Consider the following 26,819-nt stretch of genomic DNA (forward strand, 5'->3'; position numbering starts at 1 on the left):
GCGACAGGCGCCATCCTGCGGAATCGGGAGCCCGGCAGAATCTGTTGGCATTACCGGGTGCTAGGAATTAATTTAAGCTGTTCTCAAACAACCGTATCTGTTGTGCAGAAGTATAAGAATTTCTGGCGCCGCATCGTAGATCTGTTAAAGAATAAGGACGTGTTTTTCAACGCGTCCGCGATCACCTTTAACCTCTTTATCTGCGCCGTACCCTTCGTCCTGCTGATGATTTCACTCATCGGCTACGTGCTTTCCTACGAGGACGCCTTCAACGAGATCCTGCGCTATGGACGGGAGCTTTTTCCCGCCTTTTCGCACGAGACGCAGAGCGGGGACGTCTTTGAGGGGGCGGTTACCCTGGAGAACCTGCTGAACCCCCTGGTCGGCGCGCGTCAGGTCTTCGGTATTTCGGGGGCCGTCATTCTGGTCTTCTTCTCCCAGGGCCTCTTCTACACCATCAAGCACGTGATCTTTGACATTTTTGAGATAGAAGACCGACGTCACCCGGTGATGGAGATGGTCTACAACTTTTTCACCTTCGGACTGGTGGGCGGGGTCTTTATCTTTTTCAGCGTCTCCATCTCCTTCCTCTCCCTCTTCTCCTTCAGCGAGATCGCCCTGCCCTTTACCGACCTGGTGCTGCGCATGGGGTGGCTCTACAACCTGCTGAACATTCTAATCCCGCTGCTGTTTACCCTATTCCTGTTCTACACCCTCTTCCGATACATCAGCGAAAAGCGCATGCAGCGCAAGGTGGCCCTGGTGGGCGCCCTGGTCTACACCGCCCTCTTTGAGGTTGCCAAATGGGGGGTGGGACTCTACCTGGGCTACGCCTTCAGCGCCTACCGATACTTCTACTCCGGCTACACCATTCCGGTCATCATCGCGATCTGGGCCTTCTATTCGGCGGTGCTGCTGGTGATGTCGGCTATCGTGGCGCGCTCCTACCAGCAGACCTTCGTCGAAAGAGGGATCTCTGAAAACCCGTATACAGCCATCTCTTAAAGTCGAAAAGTCCAGAAGTCTTAAAGTCAAAAAGTCGGAAAGTCGGAAAGTCGAATGTCATGAAGCTGGAACGTGCATTTTATCTGCGTGATGATGTGGTGCAGATCAGCCGGGAGATGCTCGGCAAGGTGCTCTACACGCGTTTCGATGGGGAGCTCACCTCGGGCATAATTACCGAAACGGAGGCCTACCGCGGACACGACGACAAAGCCTGCCACGCCAACGACGGGCGCCGCACCGATCGCACCGAGGTGATGTACCGCCGCGGCGGCACCGCCTATGTCTACCTCTGCTATGGCATCCACCACCTGTTCAATGTGGTCACCAACCGGGAGGAGACGGCCGACGCCGTGCTGGTGCGCGCCGTTCGTCCCCTGGAAGGGAAAGAACGGATGCTCCGGAGGAGGGAGCGGGAAGAGGTGGAGCCGGCCCTCACGGCCGGACCCGGACGACTCACCCAGGCCCTGGGCATCTCGGTCGACCATTACGGGACCGACCTGCTTGGCGATACCATCTGGATCGAGGACCGCGGGCTGAATACTGGCTCCGCGGGCGTTGCATCAGGCCCCCGCGTGGGCGTGGACTACGCGGGGGAGCACGCCAAACGACCCTGGCGCTTCTGGCTGGAGGGAAACCGGTGGGTGAGCCGGGGCTGATATCCGGCGTGCATGGGATACACCCTGCCGGGCGCACACAAAAAAACGGCCCGCCGCTGGGGCAGGCCGTTTGTAGATTCATTGCCTTGCGTGTGCGTTCCGGACGATGTCCGCCCGGGATCACGACCGGTGATTACCGATTTCCGCCGTTACCGCCTCCATTGCCGCCGGTACCGGTGGTGTCTGACATCTCAGCCTGCACGCGCTGCTGGATGTCCGGGTTTGAACGAATAGTAGCATCCATGCGCTGAAATCGCTGCATGCTCATCTCGCTTTCCGTAATGATCTGCATCTGCTGCTTCTGCACCTGCATGCGCAGCTGTTGGAATTTCGGCTGCAGGCGCTGAAGGGCGCGCTTCTCCGAATCGGACAGCTGCATGTTTTGCTGCTGGCCGGTCTGCTGGGCCTGCATGATCTGCTGGAATTTCTGTACCGTGATGCTGTCAGCCTCCTCAACGATCTGCATCTGCTTCTGGTTCACCTCTGAGATGATAGGCTGGAAGCCCTGGACAATCTCTACAAACTGCTGGACGTCGGCATCGGTGACGCTGTCAGCAGGGATGGGATCGGGTTGCGGCGGCTGCATCTGCTGCTGGCCCTGAGCAAAAACAGTGCCTGCCGTCAGGGCAAATACCAGCACGAGGGAGAAAAATTTCGTTGAAACTTTCATAGAAAAAGTCAGTCTTGGATTAGATTGTTGCCTTTAATATAAGTCTAACTAATATACGGATTTAATCATTCGATCTAAAAAAGGACAAACAACCCGCTGCAGCCCAGGGCCGGCGGAAACCGGACCTCACCCCGCAGCTTCAACAAGCTTCAGAGGCAAATAAGGCGGGCTGCCGTGCGCACTACTCCAGGTTGAGGGCGCCGGCGGAAGGCACCTTGACCACCGGAAAGGAATCGCCGGATTCGAGGGCCTGATTGAAGAGTCCCCACTTGACATAGCCGTCGTCCGATTCGGGCTCCAGCAGGTAGAAGATGAGCTGGCGGTTGGAGTTGTTGGTGGGAATGATCACCCAGTCGTCCAGCGCCACCTCTTCGTCCCGGAATGCGCCCTCCACGGTCACCAGGCGGTGCCCCTCGTAGGCGTCCTCCTCCTGCTGGAAGGTCTCGGCCGCAAAGCGGCGTACCGGCACCGGGTCTCCGTTGGAGGTTGACACGGTGGTGATGCCGTGCATACGAAGGTTTTCCACGACGTGATCGTAGTCGCCCGAGCGGTTGTCCAGGGCGTAGGCGAAGGGTATGGAGCGGCTCTCGGTGGCGCGGAACTCGTTGTAGAGCAGGGAGCTGACCGTATCGGCGATGCCCATGCGCATATAGGTGTTGCGCTCCAGGTCATCATGGCGCATGGTGTCCAGGTCGGCAATCAGCACGGGAAACTCGGCAGGAACCTGCGTATAGTCAAAGGAGATGCCCGCCTCCAGGCTGTCGGCGTGTTCGGTGTAGTTGGCGTCGAGTACCTGTTTCATGGCCTGTATCTCGACGGCGTTCTCGGACATGAAGGCGACGGTCTCCTTCACGAAATCCTCTACCACGTCGATGCGCGATTCGTAGTCCACGTAGGCGTAGGTCTCGCTGAGCAGTCCCAGACGGTTGCGGAGGCCGTGATAGTTGGAGGAGTAGCGCGGCATATGGCTGTAGGTGAACCAGCCCTGCTCGGGTCCACGGTAGAAATTGCCGTAGTCGAACACCTGCCAGCCCTTCTCCTGCATGTCGCTGCGGATCTCCGGCAGCATTCGCCCGCGCATGAACTCGCGGATCATGGGATCGGTGTTGGGATTAAGGGGCTCGGCGTAGGTCAGGTGGTAGCCGTGCGGGGAGCCGTTGGTGGTGTGCAGGTCCATAAAGAGCATGGGATCCCACGTAGCCAGCACGTTTTGTACCAGTCCCTGTCCCTCGCTGGTGTCAAGCTTGGTAAAATCGCGGTTCAGATTGAGTCCCTCGGCATTGGGCCGCGTACCCACCCCGCCTGAGGGTCCCCACTGGTTGGTGCGGTGCTCCCGGTCGATCATCTCATTGCCGTCGGCGTTGTAGATGGGCGCCAGGGCCAGGGTGACCTTGCCCAGCCACTCGGTGTGCTCACCGGCGGTGAGCTCCAGGATGAGGCGCAGCAGGGCCTCCTTGCCCTCCACCTCACCGGAGTGGATATTGGCCACGATAAACACCACCGGTCGACTAAGGTCGCGCGCCTGCTGCGGGCTGCTGACCACACGGTCAGAGAAGACCAGCAGGGGGAGATCCCTGCCCTGCTCGGACTGCGCGAAGACTTCATAGTGCATATTGTCGGCATGCTGCCGGGCGTAGTCCACCACCTCCATCACATCATCGTACCGGGAGGTCTCCGTAAAATCAGTTGCCTCGGGCACCAGCTCCGGGGGCTCGGGAGCCGAACACCCCGCCGCCATGCCGATGACCGCCGCCAATACCGTAATGCTCATCCATCCTTTCATTATAAATACCCCATTGTTTTTAATTTGCCCGTGAAGTCGCTAGCAGTAACGCGTGTTCAATGTAAAATACCAAACGCTGTCTTGTTGTAATATTTTGATAAGCGCTACCGGAAAAACACCTATTTACAAAGATTTAAACACTAAGCGGCCCCTCCCATTCGATATTAACGTTAGCTCCTTGTATAATGGCGCCCTGCGGAGCATACCAATAATCGAGTCACCGGAAGGACCTATGCTGAAAGGAGGAAGACGAAGAGGAGTATACCGCGACATCGGACTGCTGATTATCCGCGCTGGTCTGGGCGTGGTCTTCGTTCTTCACGGCTATCCCAAGGTGTTCGGGGGACCCGAAAAGTGGGAGGAGGTCGGCGCCACCATGCAGTACCTGGGCATCGAATTCGCTCCCATGTTCTTCGGTTTTATGGCCGGCGCCATCGAACTGTTTGGAGGACTCTTCCTGGCTTTCGGCCTCTTTTTCACCCCCACCCTGGCACTGATGATCCTGGTGATGGCCGTGGCTGCGGCCGAGCAGGTGGCCACAGGCGGGGGACTCACCGGCATTGCCCATCCCATTGAACTGGCCCTGGTCTTCCTGGGACTGCTGTTTATCGGACCGGGACGCTACAGCCTGGAGTGGCGCATCAACCGCAGGAGGCGGTACTGAAACGTTCATTTGGCCTATTTTCTTCATATCTTCCGCGCTGCCAGAAAGAAGTTCTCCGCAATCATCAATACCTGACCCATGCAAGACGTCGTACTCATTCCCGGCGACGGAATCGGACCCGAAATCACCGATGCCGTCCTCTCCATTCTTGAGGAAGCCGGGGTAGAGATCAACTGGATCCGCCATACCGCCGGACTAAAGGCCTACGAGGAAATGGGCACTCCCCTCCCCGAAGAGACGCTGGAGGCCATCGCCGAACACCGCCTCGCCCTGAAGGGTCCTCTGACCACGCCCGTGGGCGCCGGATTCCGCTCGGTGAATGTCGCCCTTCGCAAGAAATTCGACCTCTACAGCAACATACGCCCGGCCAAGACCCTTCCGCATATTCCCTCACGCTACGAGGATGTGGATCTGGTGATTTTCCGCGAGAATACCGAGGGGCTCTACATCGGCAAGGAGCAGTGGGTGCGCGAGAACGGCCATGCCGAAAGCATTGCGGTGGTGACCCGCGAGGCCAGCGAGAAGATCATCCGCGCCGCCTTCGAATACGCCGTGGACAACAACCGCGACAAGGTGACCCTCGTCCACAAGGCCAACATCCTCAAATATACCTGCGGGCTCTTCCTGGAAGTAGGCAACGACATCGCCTCCGACTACCCTTCTGTGGAATACGAAGACCTGATCGTCGACAACATGGCCATGCAGATGGTGCTGCGTCCCGAAACCTTCGATGTCATTGTGACCACCAACCTCTTCGGAGACATCCTCTCCGACCTCTCCTCCGGACTGGTAGGCGGACTGGGCCTGACGGGCTCGGCCAATATAGGCGACGACGCCGCCATGTTCGAGGCCGTACACGGATCGGCCCCCGACATTGCCGGGCAGAATAAGGCCAATCCCATCGCCTTCCTGCTCTCCGCACTGATGATGCTTGATTATATAGGCGAGGAGGAGAAGGCGCATGTTATTCGGGAAGCCGTCTACCAAACGCTGGCTGACTCGTCGGTCTGCACGGCGGACATCGGTGGCAGCGGCTCCACTTCGGTTTTTGCCGAGGCGGTGTGCGGGCAGCTCAGCAAGCTGCAGTCTGCCTGACCGGCTTGCCTGTTCCCCGGCGCGCCGGACGCGTCAGGAACCTATACGGCGGATCAGCGCACCTGCACGGTCCCGGTATCCGGATTCCGCATCGTGCCGGCGCACGTGCTCCAGAACCTCCAGCGCCTCTTCGTTTCGATCCAGCTCATGCAGCACGCGTCCCAGGTAGTACCCCGAAATCACATGACTGGGACGTTCGTCGGTGCCGGGCAGCTCCTCGCCCAGCCGAAAGGAGGCTCGCAGCGCCTCTTCGGCCAGATCATGGTTTCCACGCTCCATATGGATGCGTCCCCGGTAGCCTAGCAGTTCTTCCCGCAGAACCCTGCCGAACGACAGGCTACGCGCCTCCCATCGTTCAAGGGACGCACGAATAACCGACTGGGCCTCCTCGTAGCGCTCCGATTCGAAAAGCGCCCTTACATAGGTGCGCACATAGTAGGAATTGCGGGGATAGTCCCGGTAGAGGCTTTCGAAATGGTGCGCGGCCTCCCGGTAGTCTCTCTGGTGATGGTAGGTGATGTTGCCCAGGAAATAGGTGGCCTCGGCAGAGGCGAACACAGCGCTGTCGGCTGCCTGCCGCAGCAGTTCAAGGCCTTTCTGCTTGTCCCCGTCCGGCAGGAACCAGGCGACGGGACGCACGACCGGATAGGTATCCGGCACCCAGGACGAATAGTAGATCATGAGTCCCTCGGCAAGTTTCAGGTCGGCCAGCCCGGTGTTCTGCTGCTGCAGCAGATCGTAGGCGCTGAGTGCCTTCCGCGCAACGTTCAGGCTGGATATCCAGTTGCCGCGATTCGACCGCTGCCGCGCGATGTACCCGTTGCTGATAGCCTTGATAATCAGGGCGTCTGCGTGACCTGCCTGCCGGTCCAATAGCCGGGATGCGGCGTAGTCGACCCGTGCCATGCGCTCCATCAACTCCTCGTCCCTGGACCGGTCGTGCAGGTCGGCCAGCACCTGCCACCAGAGTTCAATACCGTCGATCAGTTCCCAGAGCGGGTGTTGCGGGTGGCGGTTGCGCCAGGGACGAAGCACCTCCCGGGCCGCGTCAAAGCGAAAATTGTAGATGGAGTCAATGGCGGCCCTCGCATCGGGCCGGAATTCGTGATCCATGACCAGTTCCGGCACCTGCGCACCGGCCGAAGGCAGGACGGGCGGGGCAAAAAGCAGCAGGAGCAGCAGGGGTAGAAAAACCTTGTCGCGGCAAGAGGCGGGCAGGAAACGCTTCAAAGCAGGTGGTCTTCGAACCAGCCGGCGGTTCGGCCAAGCATCTTCTCGAAAGGCTCCGGGAAGGACTCCTCCCCGAAAGGATGGGAGCCGCCGAAGGTATGGCCGGTGCCGGGAACCAGCATGAGCTTCTTGTCGGCCGAGGGACAGTTCCGGTGCAGCAGTTCGGCGTCGGCGGGGGGCACCGACTCGTCCCCCCGCGCATGTACGAACAGCACAGGAATATGCAGTTCCTTTACACGTTCGGCGGCCATGAGACGGCCGGCGTTTTCGCGGGCGTCGTCCCACACCACACGGTCCACCGGCATCATCTGCCCGGTACGTCCGTTCCTGATTTCCGTCACGCCCTTATCCTCCCAGTCGGCGATCATCTCCTCGGACCAGCGCTGGTTGTAGTCCGCCACGGCTGACCAGGTGACCAGACAAGCCACCTCTTCGTATTCAGCGGCCGCCGCCACGGCGGTATGCCCCCCGCGGGAGTGCCCCAGAAGTCCTATGGCGTCGGTATTCAACCGCCTCCCGCCGGCGTCGACATCGCCCTCCTTCAGAGCCCGGATCACCAGGTCCACCTCGTCGAGGTCGCGGCTGAGGGTTTCCCGACGGAAGAGATCCAGCCGGTCGAAGACCCTGGGATCCTCCCCGATGCCGTTGTGGGAAAAATTGACGGCCATCACAGCAAAACCCGCCTCGCTGATAGCCTCGCAGGCATCAGGAAATGGACCCCAATCCTTGAAACCCTTAAAGCCGTGCAGGAAAATAATCACGGGAAGCGCCCTTCCGCTGCGGTCGCCGGGCAGGTAGAGGTCCCAGGTAATGGAGGATCCGTCATCGGCGGGAATACTGCCCGTACGCCTGCTGATAACATGGTGGGCCATGGGCTCAGGAATCGCTGCGGTTAAAATTGAGGGTGTCCAGCTTGACCAGCTTGCGGAGGGCGTTCACCTCCTCGCGGCGCAGATAGCGCCAGCGTCCCATCTTCACATCCTCCAGGGTAAGCCCGGCGTACTCGATGCGTTTGAGGCGGGATACCTCGCTGCCAAAATGTTCCACGATACGCCGCACCAGCCGGTTACGTCCCTCGAAAAGCGACAGCAGAAAACCGTCAGGAGTGCCGGTGATGCGGTGGGGTTTGACCGGGCCGTCCTCCAGTTCGATGCCGGCGGCGAGTTCGCGGAGCTGCGCTTCGGTGAGCCTGGGCCTGGACTCCACCTCGTAGGTCTTGCGCACGCGATAGCTGGGGTGCATCAGGCGGTGGGCCAGGTCTCCGTCGTTGGTGAGAATGAGCAGGCCCATGGTGTGACGGTCCAGTCGCCCGACGGGATAGACGCGCTGGCCCGTGGCGTCCTCGATGCGGTCCATGACCGTATCGCGTCCCCGCGGGTCGTCCGTAGTGGTAATAGTGTCTTTGGGCTTGTTCAGAAGGATGTAGACGAAGGGTTCCAGGCTCATGGTCTGATCCTCCACCATCACCCGGTCGCTGCGACGCACCTTGGAGCCCAGCTCCGTGACCGTCTCCCCGTTGACGGTCACCTTGCCCGCGGCGATGTAGTCATCGGCATCGCGGCGGGAGCAGAATCCCGAATGGGCGATGAACTTGTTGAGGCGTATTTCCTCGTCCTTCCCGTAGTCCTGATCGGCTTCGGGTGGCTTCTTGCCCTTGCCTTTGGGACCGCCGCGCCTTTGTCCGGAGGGACGTTTGTTCTTCCTGCCGGGCCTGTCCCCTCCCCCGGACCTCGATTTCCTGCCTTGCGGGCGCTCTTTTCGCTGGTCCTTGCTCACGTCTGTTCGGTTTTTTCGGATTCCTCTTGCGATGTGTCTCCGGACGCCTCCTCCGGCGCCGTCTCTTCGTCGTCCCTGCCGGCGGCCTCTTTCTCTTCCCCCTCACTTTTCTCCCCACCGTCCTCTTCCGAAGCCGGTCCCGCCAGCTTTTCCACGGCATTCACCAGGCTGGGATCTACGATGTCGGCCTCATCCTCGTCCACCTCTGCCTGGAGGCGTTCCAGCTCCAGCTGCCGGTCAAAGAGGAACTGGCGGTGCTCGGACATGTCGTCGTCCTGCAGGATCTCCTCGATCTCCCGTGGCTTCGGCAGCTCGTCCAGGGAGTTGATGCCGAAATGCTTCAGAAAATGGCGCGAGGTGCGGTAGATGAGCGGTTTTCCCGGAGCGTCCATGCGTCCCGCCACCTCGATGAGCACCTTCTCCAGCAGCTGCCGCAGGATGTAGCCGGAATCGACCCCCCGGATGTCGTCCACTTCCGGCTTGGTGATGGGCTGCTTGTAGGCCACGATGGCGAGCGTCTCGATGGCCGCCTGGGAGAGCTTGCGGTAGGCGTCCTCGTGCTGAAAGATGCTCAGCCAGGGCTCGAAGCGCTTGCGGGTGGCGAAGGTGTAGCCCCCGCCCAGATTGCGTATTTCGAAGGCCAGCCCGTTTTCATCGTAGCGCCGGTTCAGCTTGTCCACAAAAGTATGGATGGCGTCGGCCTCCAGCTCCAGCTCCTCCTCACCCCTGGCGATGATGTCCACGATCTTGTCGGCGGAGACCGGCTCCTCACTGGCGAAGATGATCGCCTCGATTACCGAAGAGAGTCGCGTGCCGTCAATAAACTGGTAATCGTTCATGGCAATGATGTGGAGACTTCAGGGTTGCGGGCCGTCCGCGCTTGCACCGTCAAAATAACAAAAAATGGAACCGATTTCCGATCAGGTACGGGCGCGCACGATGAAGAAGCCGTCGTTTCCCTGGTTCTGGTAGAGGGGCATAAGCAGGTAACCGTCGCACCGTGCCACGATGCGCCCCTCGCGGTCCGAGGCCAGCCACTCTCCCTCCTTGACGGGCTGAAAATTGCGGTAGTCCGGACGCATTCGGAAGCGGTCACCGGGCTGGATGATGTGCTGGTAAACCAGGTCCGACTTGACGGGCAGCACGCGGGTCTGCCGCCGCAGGTGGTGATGGTACTCCTCGAAATCGGGCAGGCGCCCGCTGTCGATGATCCCGGCCTTCGACAGGGCCAGCAGCAGGGCGGCCACCGTATTGTCCACCGTCAGGTCGTTGCGGTGCTGTCCTCCCTCGAAGGCGTAGGTAAGATAGCCGCGGTCCTGGAAGTAGCGCAGGGCGGCGCCACGAAGGCTCTCTTCGATGCCGAAGACCATGGGCACGTGCAGGTGACTCAGGAAATCCACATGGTTTTGACGCGGAGCGGTGATGGCGAAGATGTGTCCCTCAGCCGAGAAGGAGTGCAGGTCGACCAGGATGTTGTCGGGCGAACCGCCGTGGTCGCCGTAGGGCAGGGCCGACTCCCCGATCAGCGGCAGCAGCTTCTTGATCTGCCGGCGCTCGCTGCTGTCCAGCTCCCCTGCCGGCGTGCCGCGCACCTGCTCCAGGATACGTGGAAACCAGATCCGGTTCATGTCCTCGTCAATGTAGCGCACGCCCTCCCGCAGGGCCGGGAGATTGGCGCGCAGTCCCAGTACGGTGCCCCGCACCACGGCCCCATGCCGCTCCATCATGCCGAAGACCTGCTGCAGGGCCTCGACGCCGGCCGGCTCGTTGCCGTGCATCCCGCCGAGGATCAGGAAGCGCGGTCCGGGAACGGGACCCTCGGCATGACCGACCACGCGGTCCGCTTCGGCCTCTTCTATGTGCTCGGCAAGGGTATGCTTCATTCTATTCGTTGTTGCCGTGCAGCAGCCGCAGCAGACGTGCGGTAATGGTCATGTAGTTCTGTTCGGTGATGATGCCCACCAGGCGGTTGTTCTTGACCACGGGGAGACAGCCGATTTTTTGGGAGTCCATGATGTCCATGGCCTCCATGATAGAGGCCTCAGGATGGATGGTGATGGGATTGTCGATCATGATCTCCTCTACAGTCTGCGAGAGCTCCTCGTCATGGTTGATGGACTTGATGTACTCCTTGAAGAGGATGCGCATGGTGACCAGCCCCACCAGATGCTTCTTGTCGTCCTCCACCGGCACGTATCGGATGCGGCGCCAGTCGATCAGGTTAGCCACGAATTCCAGAATGTCGTCCTTCTGGCAGGTGAACAGATCGGTGGTCATGAACTCCTCCACCAGCAGGCTGGACGGCTGCCAGTCCTCAAGGTCCTCCAGGCGCGCGCGACCCCACTTGTGCACCGGCTCCCCCTTCTTCTGGTATTTGATCATGGCGCGGGTAACAGCGGCCAGGGACTGCTCTTTCGAGCTGTTCTCCTTCATCAGTCCGTTGTAGTTGTCGATCATCCACTGCGCGCCTGTCTGTCCGCTCTCCACGCGGTCGCGTATGATGCCCAGATAGGTATCGATGTCGCTCTCCCGGATGCCCGCCTTCTCGAGTCCCTCGCGCGCAATGGGCAGCAGCTCGCCCTGGATAAGCTCCGCGGCGTTGAAGCGCTTGTTGTTCACCCAGCGTATGGTGGTGTCCAGCCCCATCTTGGAGGCGGAGATAAAGTTCATCTTGGCTTCGTCGAAGCTCATCACCTCGGTGATATCCGGGTAGTAGTCGCCCAATTTGTTGAGCGTGCCCAGCCAGAAGGCGGAGTTGGCAATCTCGTCGGTCACGGTGGGACCCGAGGGGAAGACCCGGTTTTCGATGCGCAGGTGGGGCTTGCCGTTGGGACCCACCCCGTAGCAGGGGCGGTTCCATCGGTAGACCGTCCCGTTGTGCACCTGCAGGGCCTTCAGGGCCGGAGGCTTGCCCTCCTCCATAAGCGCCTCTACGTCTTCGGTCACCTCCGAACTGAGCATCACACGGTAGCGGGCGGTGTCCTCGCGGAAAATCTCCAGGATGCTCTCCTTCACCCACTCGTTTCCGAAGGTCACCCGCGGGGAGCTGTCGCGCAGGTGGTCGCCCACCGTGCGCGTGTCCACCGACTGCTGGAAAAGGGCGATGCGGGTCTCGCTCCAGAGGCGCTTGCCGAAAAGCAGCGGAGAGCCGACAGCGCTGGCCAGGATGGGTCCGGTAATAGCCTGGGCGATGTTATACTTGTTGACGAACTCCTCGGGCGTCACCTGCAGGTGCACCTGCCATCCGGTGTTGCTGGCCTCCAGCAGGGGGGAATCGAACTTCATGAGCAGCTCGTCCATGCCCTGGATGCGCAGTTCAAACTCCTCGCCCCGCAGGTTGTTGATGGCCTGGCAGAGCGCGCGATAGCGCTGCAGGGGCGTCATGTTCTTCAAATCGAGGTCCACCTTGCGGATGGTGGGCAGGATGCCCGTCAACACCAGGTTGCCGTCCATCTCCTCGGCCGCGCGCCTGACCCGGTCCACCCTCTCCTGCAGATTCTCCTCCATACGCGAGAGGCTGTCGCCGGTAAATTCCAGCGGAGTGAGGTTGATCTCCAGGTTGAACTTGGCGAACTCGGTGGTAAAGGCGCCGTCATCCTCCCCGAGCTGCGCCAGAATCTCCATGGCGCGGGGAGCGGCCTTGGCCTGCCGGTCCACCAGGCAGAGCTCCTGCTCGGCGCCGATGCGGATGGGATCGGTCTCGAACCAGTCGCCCTGCAGCATCTTGTCCAACGCGCGCAGGTCCTTCAGCACATATTTCATGAAGCGCTGAACCTCTTCCTGGCTGTCGGCCAGTTTAACTCTTTCTTCGCCCATATTCGGGGGACTTTTTTGCGGATGCTATGTCAATAATCGAATTTCTGCCACCTAATGCAAGCCCTATTCGAGGGCGTCCACGTTTACGTTGATGCGCACGGAACTGGCCCCCTCGGGCTTGCGATCACCGTAGAGGCCGAATACCTCGTCCAATAAACGTTCGATGGCGCGGGCACCGTTTCGCGGGTGGATCTTGAGCATGCTCTCCCAGCGGTACTCCTTCTGCATGCGCTCCACGGCGGCGGGGGTGGGACCCAGCACCGGCTCGCTTCGGCGGACCGCCTCTTCCAGCGCTTCGGTGAAGCGCCCGGCCACCTCGCGCACCCTATCCTGCCGGCTCCCCTTGAAGACGAAGCGCACGATGCGCGAATAGGGAGGATAGACCAGCTCGCGGCGGAAAGCCATCTCACGGCGGGCGAAGGCCTTGTAGTCGTGGTCCCGGGCGGCGCGCAGGGAGGGATGCTCCGGCTGGCGGGTCTGGAAGAAGACCCGTCCCTCCTTGTCGGCGCGTCCCGAACGGCCGGCCACCTGGCTCAGCAGCTGGAACATCCGCTCGGAGGAGCGGAAGGAGGGAAAGGCGAGTTCGGTGTCGGCGTCCACCACCCCTACCACCGTCACGTCCGGGAAATTAAGTCCCTTGCCCACAATCTGGGTGCCGGCCAGGATGTCCGCCTCCTTGCGCCCGAAGCGCGAGAGAATCTCCGCATGTCCCCTTCGTCCCGAGGTGGTGTCGTAGTCCATGCGCAGCACCCTCGCCTCCGGGTAGAGCCCTTCCAACTCCTCCTCCAGCTGCTGGGTGCCGCCGCCGCGCGGGGAGAGTCCCCCGGGCTGCTCGCATCGGGGGCAGCGCTCCGGAAGGCGCGCCGAGGCGCCACAGTAATGGCAGCGAAGCTGCTTTTTGGCCTTGTGGTAGTTGAGGCTCACTGAACAGTTGGGGCACTGGGGAATCTCCCCGCAGGTCTCGCAGTGCAGGTAGTTGGAGTAGCCCCGGCGGTTGTACAACAGGATGGCCTGCTCCCCCCGCTTCACCGCCTCCCCGACAGCCTCGTAGAGGGGAACGGCCAGGGAGCCGCGCATGGCCGCACGGTACTGCCGCAGGTCGAGCACCTTTACCTCAGGCATGGCGGCCTGAAAGGGGCGTTCGCTCAGCTCCAGGAAGGTGCTCTTGCCGCGGCGGCTGCCGTGCAGGGCGCTCATGCTGGGGGTGGCCGAACCCATCACCACCACGGCGTCGTTCAGGTGGGCCCGCATGACCGCCGTGTCGCGGGCGTGGTAGCGGGGCGACGGGTCCTCCTGCTTATAGGAGGCGTCGTGCTCCTCGTCCACCACGATGAGTCCAAGGTCGGGCACCGGCGCGAAAACCGCCGACCGGGCGCCGATGGCGATGTGCTTCTCCCGGTTCAGCAGGGCGCGCCAGGCGTCGTAGCGCTCGCGGTCGGTGAGGCGGCTGTGGATGACCACGATGTCGTCGCCGAAAATACGGTAAAAACGCTCCACGATCTGCGGCGTGAGGCCGATCTCCGGCACCAGCACCAGTCCCCCGCGTCCCATGGCGCGCGCCTTGCGCAGGGCGTGGATGTAGACCTCGGTTTTGCCGCTGCCGGTCACCCCGTAGAGCAGATGGCTGGCGAAGCGTCCCTCTTCGATGCCTTCGCAGATGGCCTCGCAGGCGCTGCGCTGCTCGGCGTTCAGCTCCTTGAGGGCCGAGGGGTCGTAGGTGTGGCGCAGGCCCGGGTCGGCGTGCTCCACCTCACGGGAGGAGATGAGCCCCTCCTCGGCGATACGCTTCAGGGTGTAGTGCTCCAGCAGCTCGTGGGCGTAGAGGTCGTCCTGGAACTCCGGCAGCCCCTCGCTGAGCAGCAGCTCCAGGGCGCGCACCCACTTGTAGTCGCGGCCCGCCTCCCGGTGCTCCTTCACGATCTCCCCCGCCCTGTCCGGACTCTCCTCCACCGACCATTCCCAGAGCGTGCGGGTGGAGGGCGACATCTGCATGCGGGGCTCCTCCCACACCTCCAGCCACCGGCGTCCCACCAGCCGCTTGAGCACGTCGGCGCCCCAGCGGCGGGAGGCCTCCTTCCAGTCGTAGCTGCCGGATGCGCCCACCTCCTCCAGCACGTTGCGCTCCGTTTTGCCGGCGGCCTCCGGGATCTCCCCCTCCAGGCCGGGGTGAAGCCGGATCTGCCGGGAGGAGTAGAAGTTGAGTCCGGCAGGCAGGGCGGCCTGTACGGCCTCCCCCCAGCTGCAGTAGTAGAAGCGGTGGATCCACTCGGTGAGCTGCAGCAGCTCTTCGGAGAGCACCGGCTCCCCGTCGAGCACCTTCTGCACGGGACGTGTGTCGAAGTCGGGCTGCTCGTCGTGCACCCGCACCGTCATGCCGATGGCCATCTGCCGGCGCAGGGGCACCCAGACCCGCATGCCGGGACGCAGAGATTCGATCGCCTCACGCCCCAGGACGTCCTCCGCCAGGGCGTATGTGAAGACCCGCCGCACGGCGGTGGGAAAAACGATGTCGGCGTAGCCGGGCACGGGCGCTCGTATTTGGACTGGAGTTGGCTGTAGCGAAAAGGGTATCCAATTTAGGGGTGCCTGTCAACGCGGATTTGTACAGGCGGCAGGGCCCGCTACCGCAGCCACCCCTCACGGTCCAGGCTGCGGTACTGCACCGCCTCGGCCACGTGGGCAGTGCGGATGGACTCGCTTCCTTCCAGGTCGGCGATGGTGCGTGAAACTTTCAAAATGCGGTCGTAGGCGCGCGCCGACAATCCTAGCACCGACATGGCGCGCCGCAGCAGAGTGGCGCCTTCCGGTCCCAGCCGGCAGACCGTGCGCGTGGTGCGCGCGTCCATCTGGGCGTTGGCGTAGACGCCGTCGAGGGACTCAAAACGGCGGCCCTGCCGCTTCCTGGCGGACGCCACGCGGGTGCGGATGGCGGCGGATCCCTCGGATGCCCCGGGGGAGGAGAGCTCCTCGAAGGGCACCTTTCGCACTTCGATGTGAAGGTCGATGCGATCGAGCAGGGGTCCGCTGAGACGGCCCAGGTAGCGGTGCATCTCCTGCGGGGAGGGTCCCTCGGGATTGGCCGGGTCGTACCAGTCGCCTGAAGGCGAGGGATTCATGGAGGCCACCAGCATGATGCGGCTGGGATAGGTAACGCTGAGCCGCGCCCGGGCGATGCGCACCTCCCCGCGTTCCACGGGCTGACGCAGCACCTCCAGGGCGCTGCGACGGAACTCCGGCAGCTCATCCAGGAAGAGTACCCCGTTGTGCGCCATGGAGATCTCGCCGGGACGCGGAATGCCCCCGCCGCCCACCAGCGCGGCGTCGGAGAGGCTGTGATGAGGCGCGCGGAAGGGACGCTCGGTCACCAGGGCGTCGCCGCGGGGCAGCAGTCCGGCCACGGAGTGAATCTTGGTGGTCTCCAGCGCCTCCTCCAGGGTCAGCGGCGGAAGGATGCCGGGCAGGCGCCGCACCATCATGGTCTTGCCGGAACCCGGTGGACCTACAAGGATTGCGTTATGTGAACCTGCCGCGGCCACCTCCAGGGCCCTCCTGACGTTCTGCTGCCCGCGCACCTCCCGGAAGTCGAGTACCGTAGCCGATCCGCCCTCCCTGAACGCCTCCTGAAGATCCACCCTCACCGGCTCGAAGTCTCCCTCCCCCCGCAGCCAGGCCATGACCTGTTCCAGGCTGTCGAAGGCCCACGTGCTCAGGCCTTCCACCACGGCCGCTTCATAGCCGTTATCCCGCGGCACCACAAGGTTTTTCAGTCCGCGCCGGCGCGCCTCCAGGGCAATGGGAAGCACCCCGCAGACCGGCTTGAGCTTCCCGTCCAGGGCCAGCTCCCCCACGATGAGGCTGTCCTCCAGCCGCCGGGAGCTCACCTGCCCGGAAACCGTAAGCAGGCTTACAGCGATGGGAAGGTCGAAGGCGCTGCCCTCCTTGGGCAGGTCGGCCGGCGCCAGGTTGACGGTGACCCGCCCGAAGGGAAATTCAGCCCCGGAGTTCCGCACAGCGGCCTCAATGCGGCGGCTCGATTCGGTCACCGCCCGGTCGGGCAGCCCCACCAGAAAGTAGCGGGGCATGCCGGCGGACATGTTGGTCTCCACCTCGATGATGCGCGCGTCCACCCCGAGGGTGGATGCGCAGTAGACGCGGGCGAGCATGGCGTGCGGATGAATCTTTGGGGAAGGATGTTCGTAATAGACCTGTAGCGCACAAAATCCTTACATTGGCGGGTCACCCCAATGCGAACCAGCTTCCGAATCCATGGGCCATGAGATTATGAAAACTTCCGAATCCAACAAGAAGAAAACCTTCACCGAGGAGATCAAGGGTACCGCTTCGGAGATCATCTCCCAGGTCAGGAAGATCATCAGGGAGGGCAACGCCCGGCGGGTCATGATCATGGATAAGAAAGGCAAGATCCTGTTTCAGTCCCAGATGACCGTGGGCGTCGGAGGGGCCGTGGTGGTCGCCGCCATCGCTCCCGTGGTATCGGCCATCAGCATGTTCCTGCTCTTCATGAGCGAGGTAAAGATCGTCGTGGAGCGCTACCCCGACGAGGAAACCGACGGGGACGAGTACGAGGTGGAGGCAGACGCCGAAGTGATCGAGGTGGAGGACGAAGAAGACTAAAGACCGACTACCCCGCCACCGCTTTTTCCCTGCCCTCCTCTTCACTCTCCTCCTGCACTTCCAGTTCGGAGAGGTAACGCTCGGCGTCCAGCGCGGCCCGGCAGCCCGTGCCGGCGGCCGTGACGGCCTGGCGGTAGACCGGGTCCATGGCATCGCCTGAGGCAAAGATGCCCGGCACGCCGGTGCGCGTGGACTGGCCCTCGGTCTTGATATAGCCCACATCGTCCATCTCCAGCACCCCCTTGAACAGATCGGTGTTGGGCTTGTGTCCGATGGCGATGAAGACCCCCGTGACATCCTCCAGCGTGGTAATCTCCTGCGTCTCGTTGTTGATCACCTTCACGCCGTCCACGGCCTTGTCGCCCAGCACCTCCTGCAGCTCGGTATTCCACATGAACTCGATCTTGGGATCGTTGAAGGCGCGCTTCTGCATGGTTTTGGAGGCGCGCAGCTCCTCGCGGCGGTGCAGCACGGTAACCTTGCCGGCAAATTTGGTCAGGAAGGTGGCCTCCTCCATGGCGGTGTCGCCCCCGCCCACCACAATCACGTGCTGGTCGCGGAAGAAGGCGCCGTCGCAGGTGGCGCAGGCGGAAACGCCCTGCCCGCGCAGTCGCTGCTCGCTGGGAAGCTCCAGCCACTTGGCCGAGGCGCCCGTGGAGACGATGATGGCCTTGGCGTAGAGTTCGTGCTCCTCGTCCACCGTCAGCTTGTAGGGACGCTCGTCAAAATTAATGTCCGTTACCGTGCCGTAGCGGCAGTCGGCCCCGAAGCGCTGGGCCTGCTCCCGAAAATCCTGCATCATCTGGGGTCCCATTACCCCCTCCGGGTAGCCGGGATAGTTCTCCACGTCGGTGGTCTGCATGAGCTGTCCCCCGGGCTCGGCTCCCTCGAACACCAGGGGCTTCAGGTCGGCCCGCGCCGCGTAAAGGGCGGCGGTGAGTCCTGCGGGGCCTGAGCCCACGATTACCACGTCAAAAGTTTTGCCAGCGATGTCTTCCATGTTGCGCTTCTCTTTCCGATTATAAATGGCATACAAAAATACAAAAAAAATGCACCCTTATGGCCTCGATATTTTCTATGATGGGCATAGAGAGAGGCTAATCTCTCCCTTGATCCCATGACAGGAGCATACAGAGATATGGAAAGTATACGTATGATTTATTACATTAATACGTATTCCAAATCCATCCCCGGAAACATGAAAAAGAAACTGACCCTCACGGTTGAAAACGCGGTAAAAGAAAAAGCCAAGAAATATGCCGCGCATAACAACACCAGCGTGTCCCAAATGGTCGAAAACTACCTGGAAGTGCTCACAAGAGAGGGATCTCGATACCGCCCGGATCCCGGTTCGTGGACGGAATCCCTTCGCGGAAGCGCAAAACTCCCGGAAGAATACAAAAACCTGGATTACAAAGAGATCAAAGAGCGAGAAATAGGGAGGAAGCATGGAGATCAGGGCTCTGCTTGACGTCAATATCTGTCTGGATGCCATGCTGGATCGTCAACCCTTCTCAGATTCCGCCCTCAGGATCCTGCAATCGGTCGAACGACAAATCATCACCGGTGTGGTACCCGCCATTTCATTCGACACTATTTTTTACCTTCTTCGTCCGGCGATGGGGACTGACGCCGCCCATTCAAGAGTTCGGGAACTCAGCCGGCACGTCCGAATCGGTGCGGTTACAGAGGCAACCGTGAGGAAAGCTATTGATGCCGGGTGGAAAGACCTGGAGGATGCTATACAGTACCACACCGCTCTGCAGTCGGAGTGCGACGTACTGGTCACGCGCAATGTCGCTGATTTCAAGGGACGGGAAATTCCTATTCTGACCCCGGAAGAGTTTCTTTCTCATTATCTTCCGGATAACCGCTGATTGCATTTCAACATTACCGTCCATGACCTCCGAGAACTATAATAATAGCGATCACAAACTAAGCAGAGCTGAAGAACCTGAAACGGCGTTCGAGGGGCAACGAATCGTCGTTTTTGACTCCTTCGAGCAGATGAACCAATACGATATCCGCCGATATGCCCGTATGACTCCGGAAGAGCGGCTGCGATCAGTGTATCTTATGCGTACAGCCTCCCACCCCAAACGCAAGACCAAATATCCCTTTGGAAGGCGCGTTCATTTTATCAAGTCCCTTCCCAGTTAACCAATTTTATCATTGTACCATGTCTTCAGAAGAACAAGAGGAACAAAACGGTAAAGAAGGTAGAGCTGAGGAACCCCAGGCAGCTTTTAAAACCGTTAAAATATTCAGCTCCTTTGAAGAAGAAGCGGAGTATACCGCCAAACAGCGTGCTGAATTATCCCATGGTGAACGTCTCAGACATGTTCGAGACTGACTCAGAAAACATGTCTTCGGTAAGCATCTGAAGGAAGACGGAACATGGCCCGAGATTTCGAGGAAATTCAAGATTATAGAACCGCGCACGGATGACGCTGGCAAATAATTTTGAACAGATCCTACAAGCATTTAATGCCAACGAGGTAGATTACCTTATCACCGGCGGTTATGCAGTAATTTTTCACGGATATGGAAGAACCACAGGTGATCTGGATATTTGGATTAATCCCTCCAAAGAGAATAAACCCAGATTGATCTGTAAAGGCCATGTAAGGAGCATCGGCGTTACCTGTGAGGGACTCGGATGCATTACCTGAGCCAACTCGATTTTAAGAAACCCTTTGCCATTCGATTAGGCGAAGAACCTATTCAAGTGGATGTCTTTAATGCTATTACGGGAGTCGACTATCAAGAAGCATCCAAGAATAGCATCCTTTTCGAAATTTCAGAAGGACTGGAAGTAAATTTTCTCGGGTTTAATGAACTGGTGATCAACAAAATGTTGACGGGCCGATTACGTGACAAAGCAGATGTAGATGAATTACAGCGAATAAAAAAATACGAGAAGGACAGCTAGGCATGACCTTGGAGAAGAAGCTGAGAATAGGTCTATCTTAAGCGTACAGCCTGCCTCATCCGCCATATCACGGCAAGAAAGGTCCTTCCCCCCTGCACAATCCGGTTTGCAAAACCGGGCCATTTCGCTATGTTTGTACCGTAGAACCAAACACGGAGGGTGAAGTGAATCTGGCCGTTCCCAAAGAAACCGGCGACCGCGAGAAACGCGTGGCCCTGACGCCCGAGATTGCCGGCAAGCTGGCCGACAAAGGCCACCGCCTGCTCATCGAAAGCGGCGCCGGAACCGCCTCAAACTATCCCGACCGTGCCTATGAGGAGGCGGGCGCGGAGATCGCCGACGGCCGCGAGGAGCTCTTCCGGCAGGCCGATATCCTCATCGCCATTCAGTGCCCCCCGCAGGCCGACCTCGACCGCCTCTCCGAAGGGAGCCTGCTTATCTGCCTGCTCTGGGCCCTGCAGGAACCGGAGCTGGTGGACTACCTCAAGGACCGGAATATCACTGCCCTGGGCATGGACGCCATCCCGCGTATCTCCCGGGCGCAGAATATGGACGTGCTCTCCTCCATGAGCTCCATCGCCGGTTACAAGGCGGCGCTGATCGGGGCGCAGGAACTTGACCGCTACCTGCCCATGATGATGACCGCAGCCGGCACCATCCCGCCCGCCAAGGTGCTGGTACTGGGCGCGGGCGTGGCCGGCCTGCAGGCCATTGCCACGGCCAAGCGTCTGGGTGCCCGCGTGGAGGCCTTCGACATACGTCCCGCCGTCAAGGAGCAGGTGGAGAGCCTGGGCGCCACCTTTGTGGAGGTGCCTTCGGCCGGGGCCGACACCGAAACCGAAGGAGGCTACGCCAAGGAACTGGCGGAGGACGAGCAGGAACGCCAGCGCCAGGTCATCCACAAACACGCCGCCAAATCGGATATCGTCATTACCACCGCCCTGGTTCCGGGCAAGAAGGCGCCCCTGCTGATCACCGAAGCGATGGTGGGCGACATGCACCCGGGCGCGGTGATCGTAGATCTGGCCGCCGAACAGGGCGGAAACTGCGCCCTGACGGAGGCGGGCGAGACCGTGGATGCAGGCGGGGTGAAAATAGTAGGACCGCTCAACCTGCCCAGCTCCCTCGCCTACCACGCCAGCCAGCTCTACGCCAAAAACATGCAGGCCCTGCTGAACCACCTGCTGCCGGAAGGCGAGCTGGTGCTGGACTTCGAGGACGAGATCACCCTCAATACCACCATTACGCACAACGGGGAGATCGTCTCCCCCATGCTGAAGGACCACGACAGCAACTGACGGAGGATCCCATGTCCGGACTCATTTTCAACCTTTTTATTTTTGTGCTGGCCTCCTTCGTGGGCTTCGAGCTCATCTCGAAGGTGCCGCCCACCCTGCACACGCCCCTCATGTCGGGGGCCAACGCCATCTCGGGCATTACCCTCATCGGCGCCCTGGTGGTCGCCGGACAGGTGGGGGACACCATGGGACAATATATCGGCATGGCCGCCATCATCTTCGCCACCATCAACGTGGTGGGAGGATTCCTGGTGACCGACAGGATGCTCGAGATGTTCAAGAAGAAAAAGAAGGAGGACGCCGATGAGTGAGCTCTTCCCCCCCTCCGTACAGGCCCTGCTTCCCGACCTGATCCAGCTCACCTACCTGGTGGCCACCGGCTTTTTTATCGTGGGCATCAAACGACTGGGATCGCCGGCCACCGCCCGATCGGGCAACCAGATGGCGGCCCTCGGCATGCTGATCGGCGTAATCGTGACGCTCTTCGACCAGCAGATTGTCTCCTACCAGTTTATCATCGCGGGTGTGCTCATCGGCGGAGCGATTGGAGTCTTCGCCGCCCGCACGGTCCAGATGACGGCCATGCCCGAAATGGTGGCCATCTTCAACGGCTTCGGGGGCGGCGCCTCCGCCCTGGTGGCCTGGGGTGAGTTCGCCCGCGCCGCCGAACCGGCGATAGCGTTCGGGGCACAGGACCTGGTGACCATCGGACTCAGCATCGTGATCGGCTCCATTACCTTCACCGGCAGTTTCATAGCCTTCGGCAAGCTGCAGGGATTCATCAGCGGCAACCCCATCACCTTCCCCGGACAAAATATTTTCAACCTGGTGCTGACGTTCGGCTCGCTGGGACTGATCGGGTGGTTTGCTGTCGACCCGGCGTTTATGACGGTTTTCTGGACCCTCTACGGCGTCGCCCTGCTGCTCGGGGTACTGATCGTGATTCCGATCGGCGGGGCCGACATGCCGGTGGTCATCTCCCTGCTTAACTCCTTCTCGGGCATCGCCGCCTCCATGGCCGGCTTCGTGATCAACAACAACCTGCTGATCATCAGCGGCGCGCTGGTGGGGGCTGCAGGACTGATCCTCACCAACATCATGTGCGTAGCCATGAACCGCAGCCTGGCCAACGTGCTCTTCGGGGCCTTCGGGGGCGATTCCTCCGGCGGAGGCAGTCCCGCCGCCGATACCGACCGGACCGTCCATGAGACAACCGCCGAGGACGTGGCCCTGCAGTGCACCTATTCCGACAAGGTGGTGATCGTGCCCGGCTACGGGCTGGCGGTGGCCCAGGCTCAGCACGTGCTCAAGGAGGTGGCCGACAAGCTGGAGAAAAAGGGCGTAACCGTGAAATACGGCATCCATCCCGTCGCGGGACGCATGCCGGGACACATGAACGTGCTGCTGGCCGAGGCGGACGTGCCCTACGACCAGCTCTACGACATGGAGCAGATCAATACCGAATTCAAGTCCACCGACGTGGTGCTTATCATCGGGGCCAACGACGTGGTCAATCCCGCCGCCAAAACCAATCCGGGCAGCCCCATCTACGGCATGCCCATCATGAACGTGGACGAGGCCCGGCGCACCATCATCTTCAAGCGCAGCCTGAGCCCGGGTTTCGCCGGCATCGACAACGAGCTCTTTTATGCCGACAAGAACCAGATGTTCTTCGGCGACGCCAAGGATTCCCTGCAGAAAATAAGCCAGGCGCTCAGCGAGATGAAGGATTAGAATGCCCTACCCTCCTTCGGCGTCCTCCCCGTAGTGTTTCATGGCCGCCAGGAAGCAGGCGGTGCCCAGCACGCCGCAGGCGGCAATCACCGTCATGAGCGCCTTTGATGGCCCGTAGGGCCCGGTAAAGACCGCATCCATGAGCCAGCCGGTGAGCGGGGGACCCACCCCGAAGCCCACCACACTGATCACGAAGAGATAGAGGGAGCCGGCCACCGCCCGCATGTTGGGCGGCACAAGGTACTGGATGAGAGCGGCGGCCACCCCGTTGTAGGAGGAGGAAATCACGTTTGCCAGTCCGATGCCCACCAGGGCCGCCGTTCCCGACCCCGCGAAGAGTCCGGCGTAGTAGAGCGGCAGGCAGGCCAGTCCGGCCACCATCCCCATCACGAAACGGAAGGAAGGTCCCCACCGCCGGGCCAGCCGGTCGGCCATCCTCCCGGCAAGCATCACGCTGCCGCCGGTGGCCAGCATGAACCAGCCGTAGTGCGGGATGAGCTCGCCCGCGCCATGCACCTCCGTGAGCACGGTACCCACAAATCCCAGCACGACGTAACCGGTGAAGGCAAGGAAGGAGAAGCCCAGGAAGTGCCAGAGCAGGGTGCGCTTGGCCATCAGGTAGCGGATAACCTGCCGGAAGGGCAGGGCGGTTTCGAAGCGGCGGGCGGACGCCGCCTCCCCGTTGCTCCCGGCAGACGCCTCTTCCAGATGGGCGATTCCACGCGGAAGCTCACGAATCAGCCACCAGGCCAGGGCTGCAATGAGCAGCCCGGGGAGTCCCACGGCGATCAGCGCCGTGCGCCAGTCGTAGGCCTGGGCTACCGCGCCGCCGGCAAGGTAGGCCGTGCCGATGCCAACAAAGATGCCCGAAGCGTAGATGGAATAGACGGTGGCGCGTTGATCGGGACGGAAGTAATCGGCCAGCAGGGAGTAAACAGCCGGACTGAGGGCCGACTGGCTCACGCCAACCAGCAGGCGGGCCACCACCAGGAAGGCAAGCGAGGTGGCGAAGCCGCTGACCGCCGTCATCAGGCTCCAGGTCACCAGTCCTGCGATGATAATGCGCTTGCGGGAACCGCGGTCAGCCAGCCAGCCCATGGGAATACCGCAGGCGGCGTAGATCAGCGAAAAGGCCGTGCCGTAGAGCGCGCCCACCTGCAGGTTGCTGAGGCTGAGTTCCTGCTGGATCTGCGTGGCCAGGACGGCAATGATCTGCCGGTCCACAAAGCTGCTGATGTAGATAAGCGTCAGCAGTCCCAGCACGCCCCAGGCGTAGGGGCTGCCGACCAGCTTGCGGGGTTGGTTGTCGGTATCGCTCATGCTGGAATTGGGTTTGCTGACGTCGGAAAAGGTAGGCAATTGCGCCGTGGAATTCAGCGTTCCGGCATAGGCGGGACCTGCCGGCCGCCGCATTGTGAATGTCCCCGCACTTTGCCATTTTACGTGGGCCAATTTTGACCGGAATCCCCCCGACATGGCTCCCAAGACCAAGGAGAAAAACAAGCTTCCCAAGCTGCCCGAGAAGAGCGAAAAGGAGAAAAAGCGCGCGCTGGAAATCCTGGACGCCCTTTACGAGCACTATCCCCAACCAAACTGCGCGCTGGATCACCGCAACGCTTTTGAACTTCTTATCGCCACCATCCTGAGCGCCCAGTGCACCGATGTGCGGGTTAACAAGGTGACCCCCGAACTGTTCGAGACCTACGGCACCGCCGAGGAGATGGCCCAGGCTCCGGAGGAGGAGCTGCAGGAGCTGGTGCGATCCACGGGATTCTACCGGAACAAGGCCAAGGCGCTCAAGCAGTCTTCCCAGGCCATCGTGGAGAAGCACGGCGGCAAGGTGCCCGACACTATGGAAGACCTGCTGGAGCTCTACGGGGTGGCGCGCAAGACGGCCAACGTGGTGTTGGGCAACGCCTTCGATACCAATGTGGGGGTGGTGGTGGACACCCACGTGCGGCGCCTGTCCAACCGCTTCGGACTGACCGAACACGAGAAGAACACCGACAAGATCGAGCGCGACCTGATGGCTCTCTTCCCCCGGGAACACTGGACCAACCTCTCCCATCTTATGATCCACCACGGGCGCAACGCATGCAAGGCCCGCATCTCCGAGCCGCCGGACCATCCCGTCTGCAAAACGTACGGCGTGCACTGCGAATGCCGGGAAATGCGGGAGGAAGGCTAGCGGCATGGCGGCAAACAACGAGCTCTTCAACTCCAAGGACAAGCCCATTCCCGGGGTGCGGCGGGAAATCTCCCTGGTGCCCGTCAGCCAGAACGGGGACTCTTACCTCTACGTGCACGACATGATGGGCTACGTGCCCGACGACCTGGCCCTCAACGCCCAGGTGCAGACTCTGCTGTCTCTGTTCGACGGTCGCAAAAGCGTAGAGGATCTCAAACCCTTTCTCGGCGAGGACGTGACCACGGATCATCTGCTGGAGTTCGTACAGTTTCTGGACGAAAAACGCCTGCTGAACTCCGCCTACCTTGACGACTACCGCGAAAAGGTGGAATCGGACTACGAATCCTCCCGCACCCACGCATCGGTGACCGCCGGCGGGAGCTACCCGGCCGACCCGGAGGAGCTGCACGCGCTGCTGGATGAGGCCTTCCAGAAGCGAAACGATCAGCCGGTAGATGGCAAGCCCAAGCAGGGAAAGGATGCCTCAACCCGGGACGAAAATCCCGTCCGAGCCCTCTACGCCCCGCATATCGACCCGCGGGTCTCCCTCGACGTCTACGCCGGGGCCTTTTCCCGCATCGCGGAGCAGCGGCCGGAGCGCGTGGTCATGCTGGCTACCTCCCACTACGCCGGCCTCTACCCCGAGCGGTACAAAAATCGTCCCTACATCCTGGTTGACAAGGACTTCGAGATGCCCAACGGCCTTGTGCCGGCCGACCGCGAGTCCCTGGAACGGCTGGCCGAGGCCGACAAGAACCTGGGCGTGACCGCCAGCGATCGCGCTCACCGCATGGAGCACAGCATCGAGCTGCACCTGGTATTCCTGAATCACCTGTGGGACCACGATTTTCAAATCGTGCCCATCCTGGTCAACGGTTTCGACGAGCTATACTACAAGGATGACGGTTTTCTCGGGGAGAGCGTGGCCGGCTTTTCGGACGTGCTGCGGGAGACGTTCGCTGGCGACGGGAACACCCTCTTCCTGGTCAGCGGTGACCTGGCTCACGTGGGACGCAAGTTCGGGGACGACCGGGCGGCCGACACCATGTTTGACGAAATCCGGGAGTTCGACGCCCGTTTCCTCGACCATGCCGTTGAAAACCGGCGCGGGGAGCTGCTGGCCCATATGAAAGAGGAGTACGACCCCTATCGCATCTGCGGCTTCCCCCCTCTTTATACGCTCATGCACACCTTGCCCGACCTGAAGGGCGAGCTGATCAACTACGAGATATGGGACGAGCAGGAGCGCGAGAGTGCTGTTTCCTTCGGATCCATCGCCTACCGGTAAATGAATATCCCCGCCAGGCAGACCTTCCTAAACAAGATATTTGTTATAT

Annotated in this window: 27 protein-coding genes; 15 read left to right on the plus strand and 12 right to left on the minus strand. The window is 61.1% G+C overall.

Annotated elements, in window-relative coordinates:
• Positions 1–102: 102 nt before the first annotated feature.
• Positions 103–1,005 carry a YihY/virulence factor BrkB family protein gene (locus tag U5K31_06550; protein MDZ7772381.1) on the plus strand — a complete coding sequence of 301 codons (903 nt, stop codon included), beginning with the start codon at positions 103–105 and terminating at the stop codon, positions 1,003–1,005.
• A 59-nt stretch (positions 1,006–1,064) separates the two neighbouring features.
• Positions 1,065–1,661 carry a DNA-3-methyladenine glycosylase gene (locus U5K31_06555; GenBank protein MDZ7772382.1) on the plus strand — a complete coding sequence of 199 codons (597 nt, stop codon included), beginning with the start codon at positions 1,065–1,067 and terminating at the stop codon, positions 1,659–1,661.
• 133 nt (positions 1,662–1,794) lie between these two features.
• Here U5K31_06555 and U5K31_06560 read toward each other — a convergent pair whose 3' ends face one another.
• Together U5K31_06560 and U5K31_06565 are read right to left on the minus strand one after the other, a co-directional pair.
• Positions 1,795–2,331, minus strand: coding sequence for a DUF4168 domain-containing protein (locus U5K31_06560; GenBank protein ID MDZ7772383.1), 537 nt, complete (start codon positions 2,329–2,331; stop codon positions 1,795–1,797).
• A 181-nt stretch (positions 2,332–2,512) separates the two neighbouring features.
• The gene (locus U5K31_06565) at positions 2,513–4,102 is read right to left on the minus strand and encodes a M14 family metallopeptidase (GenBank protein MDZ7772384.1); all 1,590 of its coding nucleotides are present in this window, start codon (positions 4,100–4,102) and stop codon (positions 2,513–2,515) included.
• Between the two features lie 244 nt (positions 4,103–4,346).
• Here U5K31_06565 and U5K31_06570 point away from each other — a divergent pair, with 244 nt between their 5' ends.
• A complete protein-coding gene (locus U5K31_06570) occupies positions 4,347–4,778 on the plus strand; it encodes a DoxX family protein (GenBank protein MDZ7772385.1) in 432 nt (143 codons plus the stop codon).
• Between the two features lie 78 nt (positions 4,779–4,856).
• The gene (locus U5K31_06575) at positions 4,857–5,873 is read left to right on the plus strand and encodes an isocitrate/isopropylmalate dehydrogenase family protein (GenBank protein MDZ7772386.1); all 1,017 of its coding nucleotides are present in this window, start codon (positions 4,857–4,859) and stop codon (positions 5,871–5,873) included.
• A gap of 33 nt (positions 5,874–5,906) precedes the next feature.
• On the opposite strand, the gene U5K31_06580 is transcribed toward U5K31_06575, so the two are convergent.
• From U5K31_06580 to U5K31_06615, 8 genes are all read right to left on the minus strand, one after another.
• Positions 5,907–7,103 (minus strand): tetratricopeptide repeat protein, encoded by a 1,197-nt coding sequence (locus tag U5K31_06580; protein ID MDZ7772387.1) that lies wholly within the window; start codon positions 7,101–7,103, stop codon positions 5,907–5,909.
• Positions 7,100–7,975, minus strand: coding sequence for an alpha/beta fold hydrolase (locus U5K31_06585; GenBank protein ID MDZ7772388.1), 876 nt, complete (start codon positions 7,973–7,975; stop codon positions 7,100–7,102). Before U5K31_06585 ends, U5K31_06580 begins: the two co-directional genes overlap by 4 nt.
• A 4-nt stretch (positions 7,976–7,979) precedes the next feature.
• Entirely contained in the window at positions 7,980–8,879 is a 900-nt protein-coding gene (locus tag U5K31_06590; GenBank protein ID MDZ7772389.1) for a pseudouridine synthase, read from the minus strand.
• Positions 8,876–9,718 carry an SMC-Scp complex subunit ScpB gene (scpB, locus tag U5K31_06595; protein MDZ7772390.1) on the minus strand — a complete coding sequence of 281 codons (843 nt, stop codon included), beginning with the start codon at positions 9,716–9,718 and terminating at the stop codon, positions 8,876–8,878. The genes U5K31_06590 and scpB overlap by 4 nt, the downstream gene beginning before the upstream one ends.
• A gap of 81 nt (positions 9,719–9,799) precedes the next feature.
• Positions 9,800–10,762 carry a succinylglutamate desuccinylase/aspartoacylase family protein gene (locus U5K31_06600; GenBank protein ID MDZ7772391.1) on the minus strand — a complete coding sequence of 321 codons (963 nt, stop codon included), beginning with the start codon at positions 10,760–10,762 and terminating at the stop codon, positions 9,800–9,802.
• A gap of 1 nt (position 10,763) precedes the next feature.
• The gene (locus U5K31_06605) at positions 10,764–12,695 is read right to left on the minus strand and encodes a CBS domain-containing protein (GenBank protein MDZ7772392.1); all 1,932 of its coding nucleotides are present in this window, start codon (positions 12,693–12,695) and stop codon (positions 10,764–10,766) included.
• Between the two features lie 63 nt (positions 12,696–12,758).
• Entirely contained in the window at positions 12,759–15,221 is a 2,463-nt protein-coding gene (gene priA, locus U5K31_06610) for a primosomal protein N' (GenBank protein MDZ7772393.1), read from the minus strand.
• A gap of 95 nt (positions 15,222–15,316) precedes the next feature.
• Positions 15,317–16,858: a YifB family Mg chelatase-like AAA ATPase gene (locus U5K31_06615; GenBank protein MDZ7772394.1), complete on the minus strand. Its 1,542-nt coding sequence runs from the start codon at positions 16,856–16,858 to the stop codon at positions 15,317–15,319.
• 118 nt (positions 16,859–16,976) lie between these two features.
• On the opposite strand from U5K31_06615, the gene U5K31_06620 reads away from it, so the two are divergent.
• On the plus strand, positions 16,977–17,330 hold the full coding sequence (locus U5K31_06620) for a DUF4342 domain-containing protein (GenBank protein ID MDZ7772395.1): 354 nt from the start codon (positions 16,977–16,979) through the stop codon (positions 17,328–17,330).
• 7 nt (positions 17,331–17,337) lie between these two features.
• Here the strand turns inward: U5K31_06620 and trxB are convergent, their stop codons facing one another.
• Positions 17,338–18,330, minus strand: coding sequence for a thioredoxin-disulfide reductase (gene trxB / locus U5K31_06625; protein MDZ7772396.1), 993 nt, complete (start codon positions 18,328–18,330; stop codon positions 17,338–17,340).
• Positions 18,331–18,528: 198 nt separating this feature from the next.
• On the opposite strand from trxB, the gene U5K31_06630 reads away from it, so the two are divergent.
• The 8 genes from U5K31_06630 (at position 18,529) to U5K31_06665 (ending at position 23,294) form a co-directional block, all read left to right on the plus strand.
• Positions 18,529–18,801: a DUF6364 family protein gene (locus U5K31_06630; protein ID MDZ7772397.1), complete on the plus strand. Its 273-nt coding sequence runs from the start codon at positions 18,529–18,531 to the stop codon at positions 18,799–18,801.
• Positions 18,779–19,207: a PIN domain-containing protein gene (locus U5K31_06635; protein ID MDZ7772398.1), complete on the plus strand. Its 429-nt coding sequence runs from the start codon at positions 18,779–18,781 to the stop codon at positions 19,205–19,207. The genes U5K31_06630 and U5K31_06635 overlap by 23 nt, the downstream gene beginning before the upstream one ends.
• A 302-nt stretch (positions 19,208–19,509) precedes the next feature.
• Positions 19,510–19,683 carry a hypothetical protein gene (locus U5K31_06640; GenBank protein ID MDZ7772399.1) on the plus strand — a complete coding sequence of 58 codons (174 nt, stop codon included), beginning with the start codon at positions 19,510–19,512 and terminating at the stop codon, positions 19,681–19,683.
• A 91-nt stretch (positions 19,684–19,774) separates the two neighbouring features.
• The gene (locus tag U5K31_06645; GenBank protein ID MDZ7772400.1) at positions 19,775–20,002 is read left to right on the plus strand and encodes a hypothetical protein; all 228 of its coding nucleotides are present in this window, start codon (positions 19,775–19,777) and stop codon (positions 20,000–20,002) included.
• Positions 19,990–20,262, plus strand: a complete 273-nt coding sequence (locus U5K31_06650; protein MDZ7772401.1) for a hypothetical protein — start codon at positions 19,990–19,992, stop codon at positions 20,260–20,262. The genes U5K31_06645 and U5K31_06650 overlap by 13 nt, the downstream gene beginning before the upstream one ends.
• A 164-nt stretch (positions 20,263–20,426) precedes the next feature.
• On the plus strand, positions 20,427–21,560 hold the full coding sequence (locus U5K31_06655; protein MDZ7772402.1) for a Re/Si-specific NAD(P)(+) transhydrogenase subunit alpha: 1,134 nt from the start codon (positions 20,427–20,429) through the stop codon (positions 21,558–21,560).
• 11 nt (positions 21,561–21,571) lie between these two features.
• Entirely contained in the window at positions 21,572–21,871 is a 300-nt protein-coding gene (locus U5K31_06660; GenBank protein MDZ7772403.1) for an NAD(P) transhydrogenase subunit alpha, read from the plus strand.
• Positions 21,864–23,294 carry an NAD(P)(+) transhydrogenase (Re/Si-specific) subunit beta gene (locus tag U5K31_06665; protein MDZ7772404.1) on the plus strand — a complete coding sequence of 477 codons (1,431 nt, stop codon included), beginning with the start codon at positions 21,864–21,866 and terminating at the stop codon, positions 23,292–23,294. The genes U5K31_06660 and U5K31_06665 overlap by 8 nt, the downstream gene beginning before the upstream one ends.
• A 6-nt stretch (positions 23,295–23,300) precedes the next feature.
• Here the strand turns inward: U5K31_06665 and U5K31_06670 are convergent, their stop codons facing one another.
• Positions 23,301–24,614, minus strand: a complete 1,314-nt coding sequence (locus U5K31_06670; GenBank protein MDZ7772405.1) for an MFS transporter — start codon at positions 24,612–24,614, stop codon at positions 23,301–23,303.
• 154 nt (positions 24,615–24,768) lie between these two features.
• On the opposite strand from U5K31_06670, the gene nth reads away from it, so the two are divergent.
• Both nth and amrB read left to right on the plus strand, forming a co-directional pair.
• Positions 24,769–25,482, plus strand: a complete 714-nt coding sequence (nth, locus tag U5K31_06675) for an endonuclease III (GenBank protein ID MDZ7772406.1) — start codon at positions 24,769–24,771, stop codon at positions 25,480–25,482.
• A 4-nt stretch (positions 25,483–25,486) separates the two neighbouring features.
• Positions 25,487–26,770, plus strand: coding sequence for an AmmeMemoRadiSam system protein B (gene amrB, locus U5K31_06680; GenBank protein ID MDZ7772407.1), 1,284 nt, complete (start codon positions 25,487–25,489; stop codon positions 26,768–26,770).
• Positions 26,771–26,819: the final 49 nt, after the last annotated feature.

It is taken from the genome of Balneolaceae bacterium (genome assembly GCA_034521445.1).
In the GTDB taxonomy this organism is placed as follows: domain Bacteria; phylum Bacteroidota; class Rhodothermia; order Balneolales; family Balneolaceae; genus JAXHMM01.

Bases quoted from the DNA above. Each gene is read 5' to 3' on its own strand.
- U5K31_06555 (MDZ7772382.1), top strand. From the start codon at position 1,065: ATGAAGCTGGAACGTGCATTTTATCTGCGTGATGATGTGGTGCAGATC.
- U5K31_06560 (MDZ7772383.1), bottom strand. From the start codon at position 2,331: ATGAAAGTTTCAACGAAATTTTTCTCCCTCGTGCTGGTATTTGCCCTG.
- U5K31_06565 (MDZ7772384.1), bottom strand. From the start codon at position 4,102: ATGAGCATTACGGTATTGGCGGCGGTCATCGGCATGGCGGCGGGGTGT.
- U5K31_06570 (MDZ7772385.1), top strand. From the start codon at position 4,347: ATGCTGAAAGGAGGAAGACGAAGAGGAGTATACCGCGACATCGGACTG.
- U5K31_06575 (MDZ7772386.1), top strand. From the start codon at position 4,857: ATGCAAGACGTCGTACTCATTCCCGGCGACGGAATCGGACCCGAAATC.
- U5K31_06585 (MDZ7772388.1), bottom strand. From the start codon at position 7,975: ATGGCCCACCATGTTATCAGCAGGCGTACGGGCAGTATTCCCGCCGAT.
- scpB (MDZ7772390.1), bottom strand. From the start codon at position 9,718: ATGAACGATTACCAGTTTATTGACGGCACGCGACTCTCTTCGGTAATC.
- U5K31_06600 (MDZ7772391.1), bottom strand. From the start codon at position 10,762: ATGAAGCATACCCTTGCCGAGCACATAGAAGAGGCCGAAGCGGACCGC.
- U5K31_06605 (MDZ7772392.1), bottom strand. From the start codon at position 12,695: ATGGGCGAAGAAAGAGTTAAACTGGCCGACAGCCAGGAAGAGGTTCAG.
- U5K31_06615 (MDZ7772394.1), bottom strand. From the start codon at position 16,858: ATGCTCGCCCGCGTCTACTGCGCATCCACCCTCGGGGTGGACGCGCGC.
- U5K31_06620 (MDZ7772395.1), top strand. From the start codon at position 16,977: ATGAAAACTTCCGAATCCAACAAGAAGAAAACCTTCACCGAGGAGATC.
- trxB (MDZ7772396.1), bottom strand. From the start codon at position 18,330: ATGGAAGACATCGCTGGCAAAACTTTTGACGTGGTAATCGTGGGCTCA.
- U5K31_06630 (MDZ7772397.1), top strand. From the start codon at position 18,529: ATGAAAAAGAAACTGACCCTCACGGTTGAAAACGCGGTAAAAGAAAAA.
- U5K31_06635 (MDZ7772398.1), top strand. From the start codon at position 18,779: ATGGAGATCAGGGCTCTGCTTGACGTCAATATCTGTCTGGATGCCATG.
- U5K31_06640 (MDZ7772399.1), top strand. From the start codon at position 19,510: ATGTCTTCAGAAGAACAAGAGGAACAAAACGGTAAAGAAGGTAGAGCT.
- U5K31_06645 (MDZ7772400.1), top strand. From the start codon at position 19,775: ATGACGCTGGCAAATAATTTTGAACAGATCCTACAAGCATTTAATGCC.
- U5K31_06650 (MDZ7772401.1), top strand. From the start codon at position 19,990: ATGCATTACCTGAGCCAACTCGATTTTAAGAAACCCTTTGCCATTCGA.
- U5K31_06660 (MDZ7772403.1), top strand. From the start codon at position 21,572: ATGTCCGGACTCATTTTCAACCTTTTTATTTTTGTGCTGGCCTCCTTC.
- U5K31_06665 (MDZ7772404.1), top strand. From the start codon at position 21,864: ATGAGTGAGCTCTTCCCCCCCTCCGTACAGGCCCTGCTTCCCGACCTG.
- U5K31_06670 (MDZ7772405.1), bottom strand. From the start codon at position 24,614: ATGAGCGATACCGACAACCAACCCCGCAAGCTGGTCGGCAGCCCCTAC.
- nth (MDZ7772406.1), top strand. From the start codon at position 24,769: ATGGCTCCCAAGACCAAGGAGAAAAACAAGCTTCCCAAGCTGCCCGAG.
- amrB (MDZ7772407.1), top strand. From the start codon at position 25,487: ATGGCGGCAAACAACGAGCTCTTCAACTCCAAGGACAAGCCCATTCCC.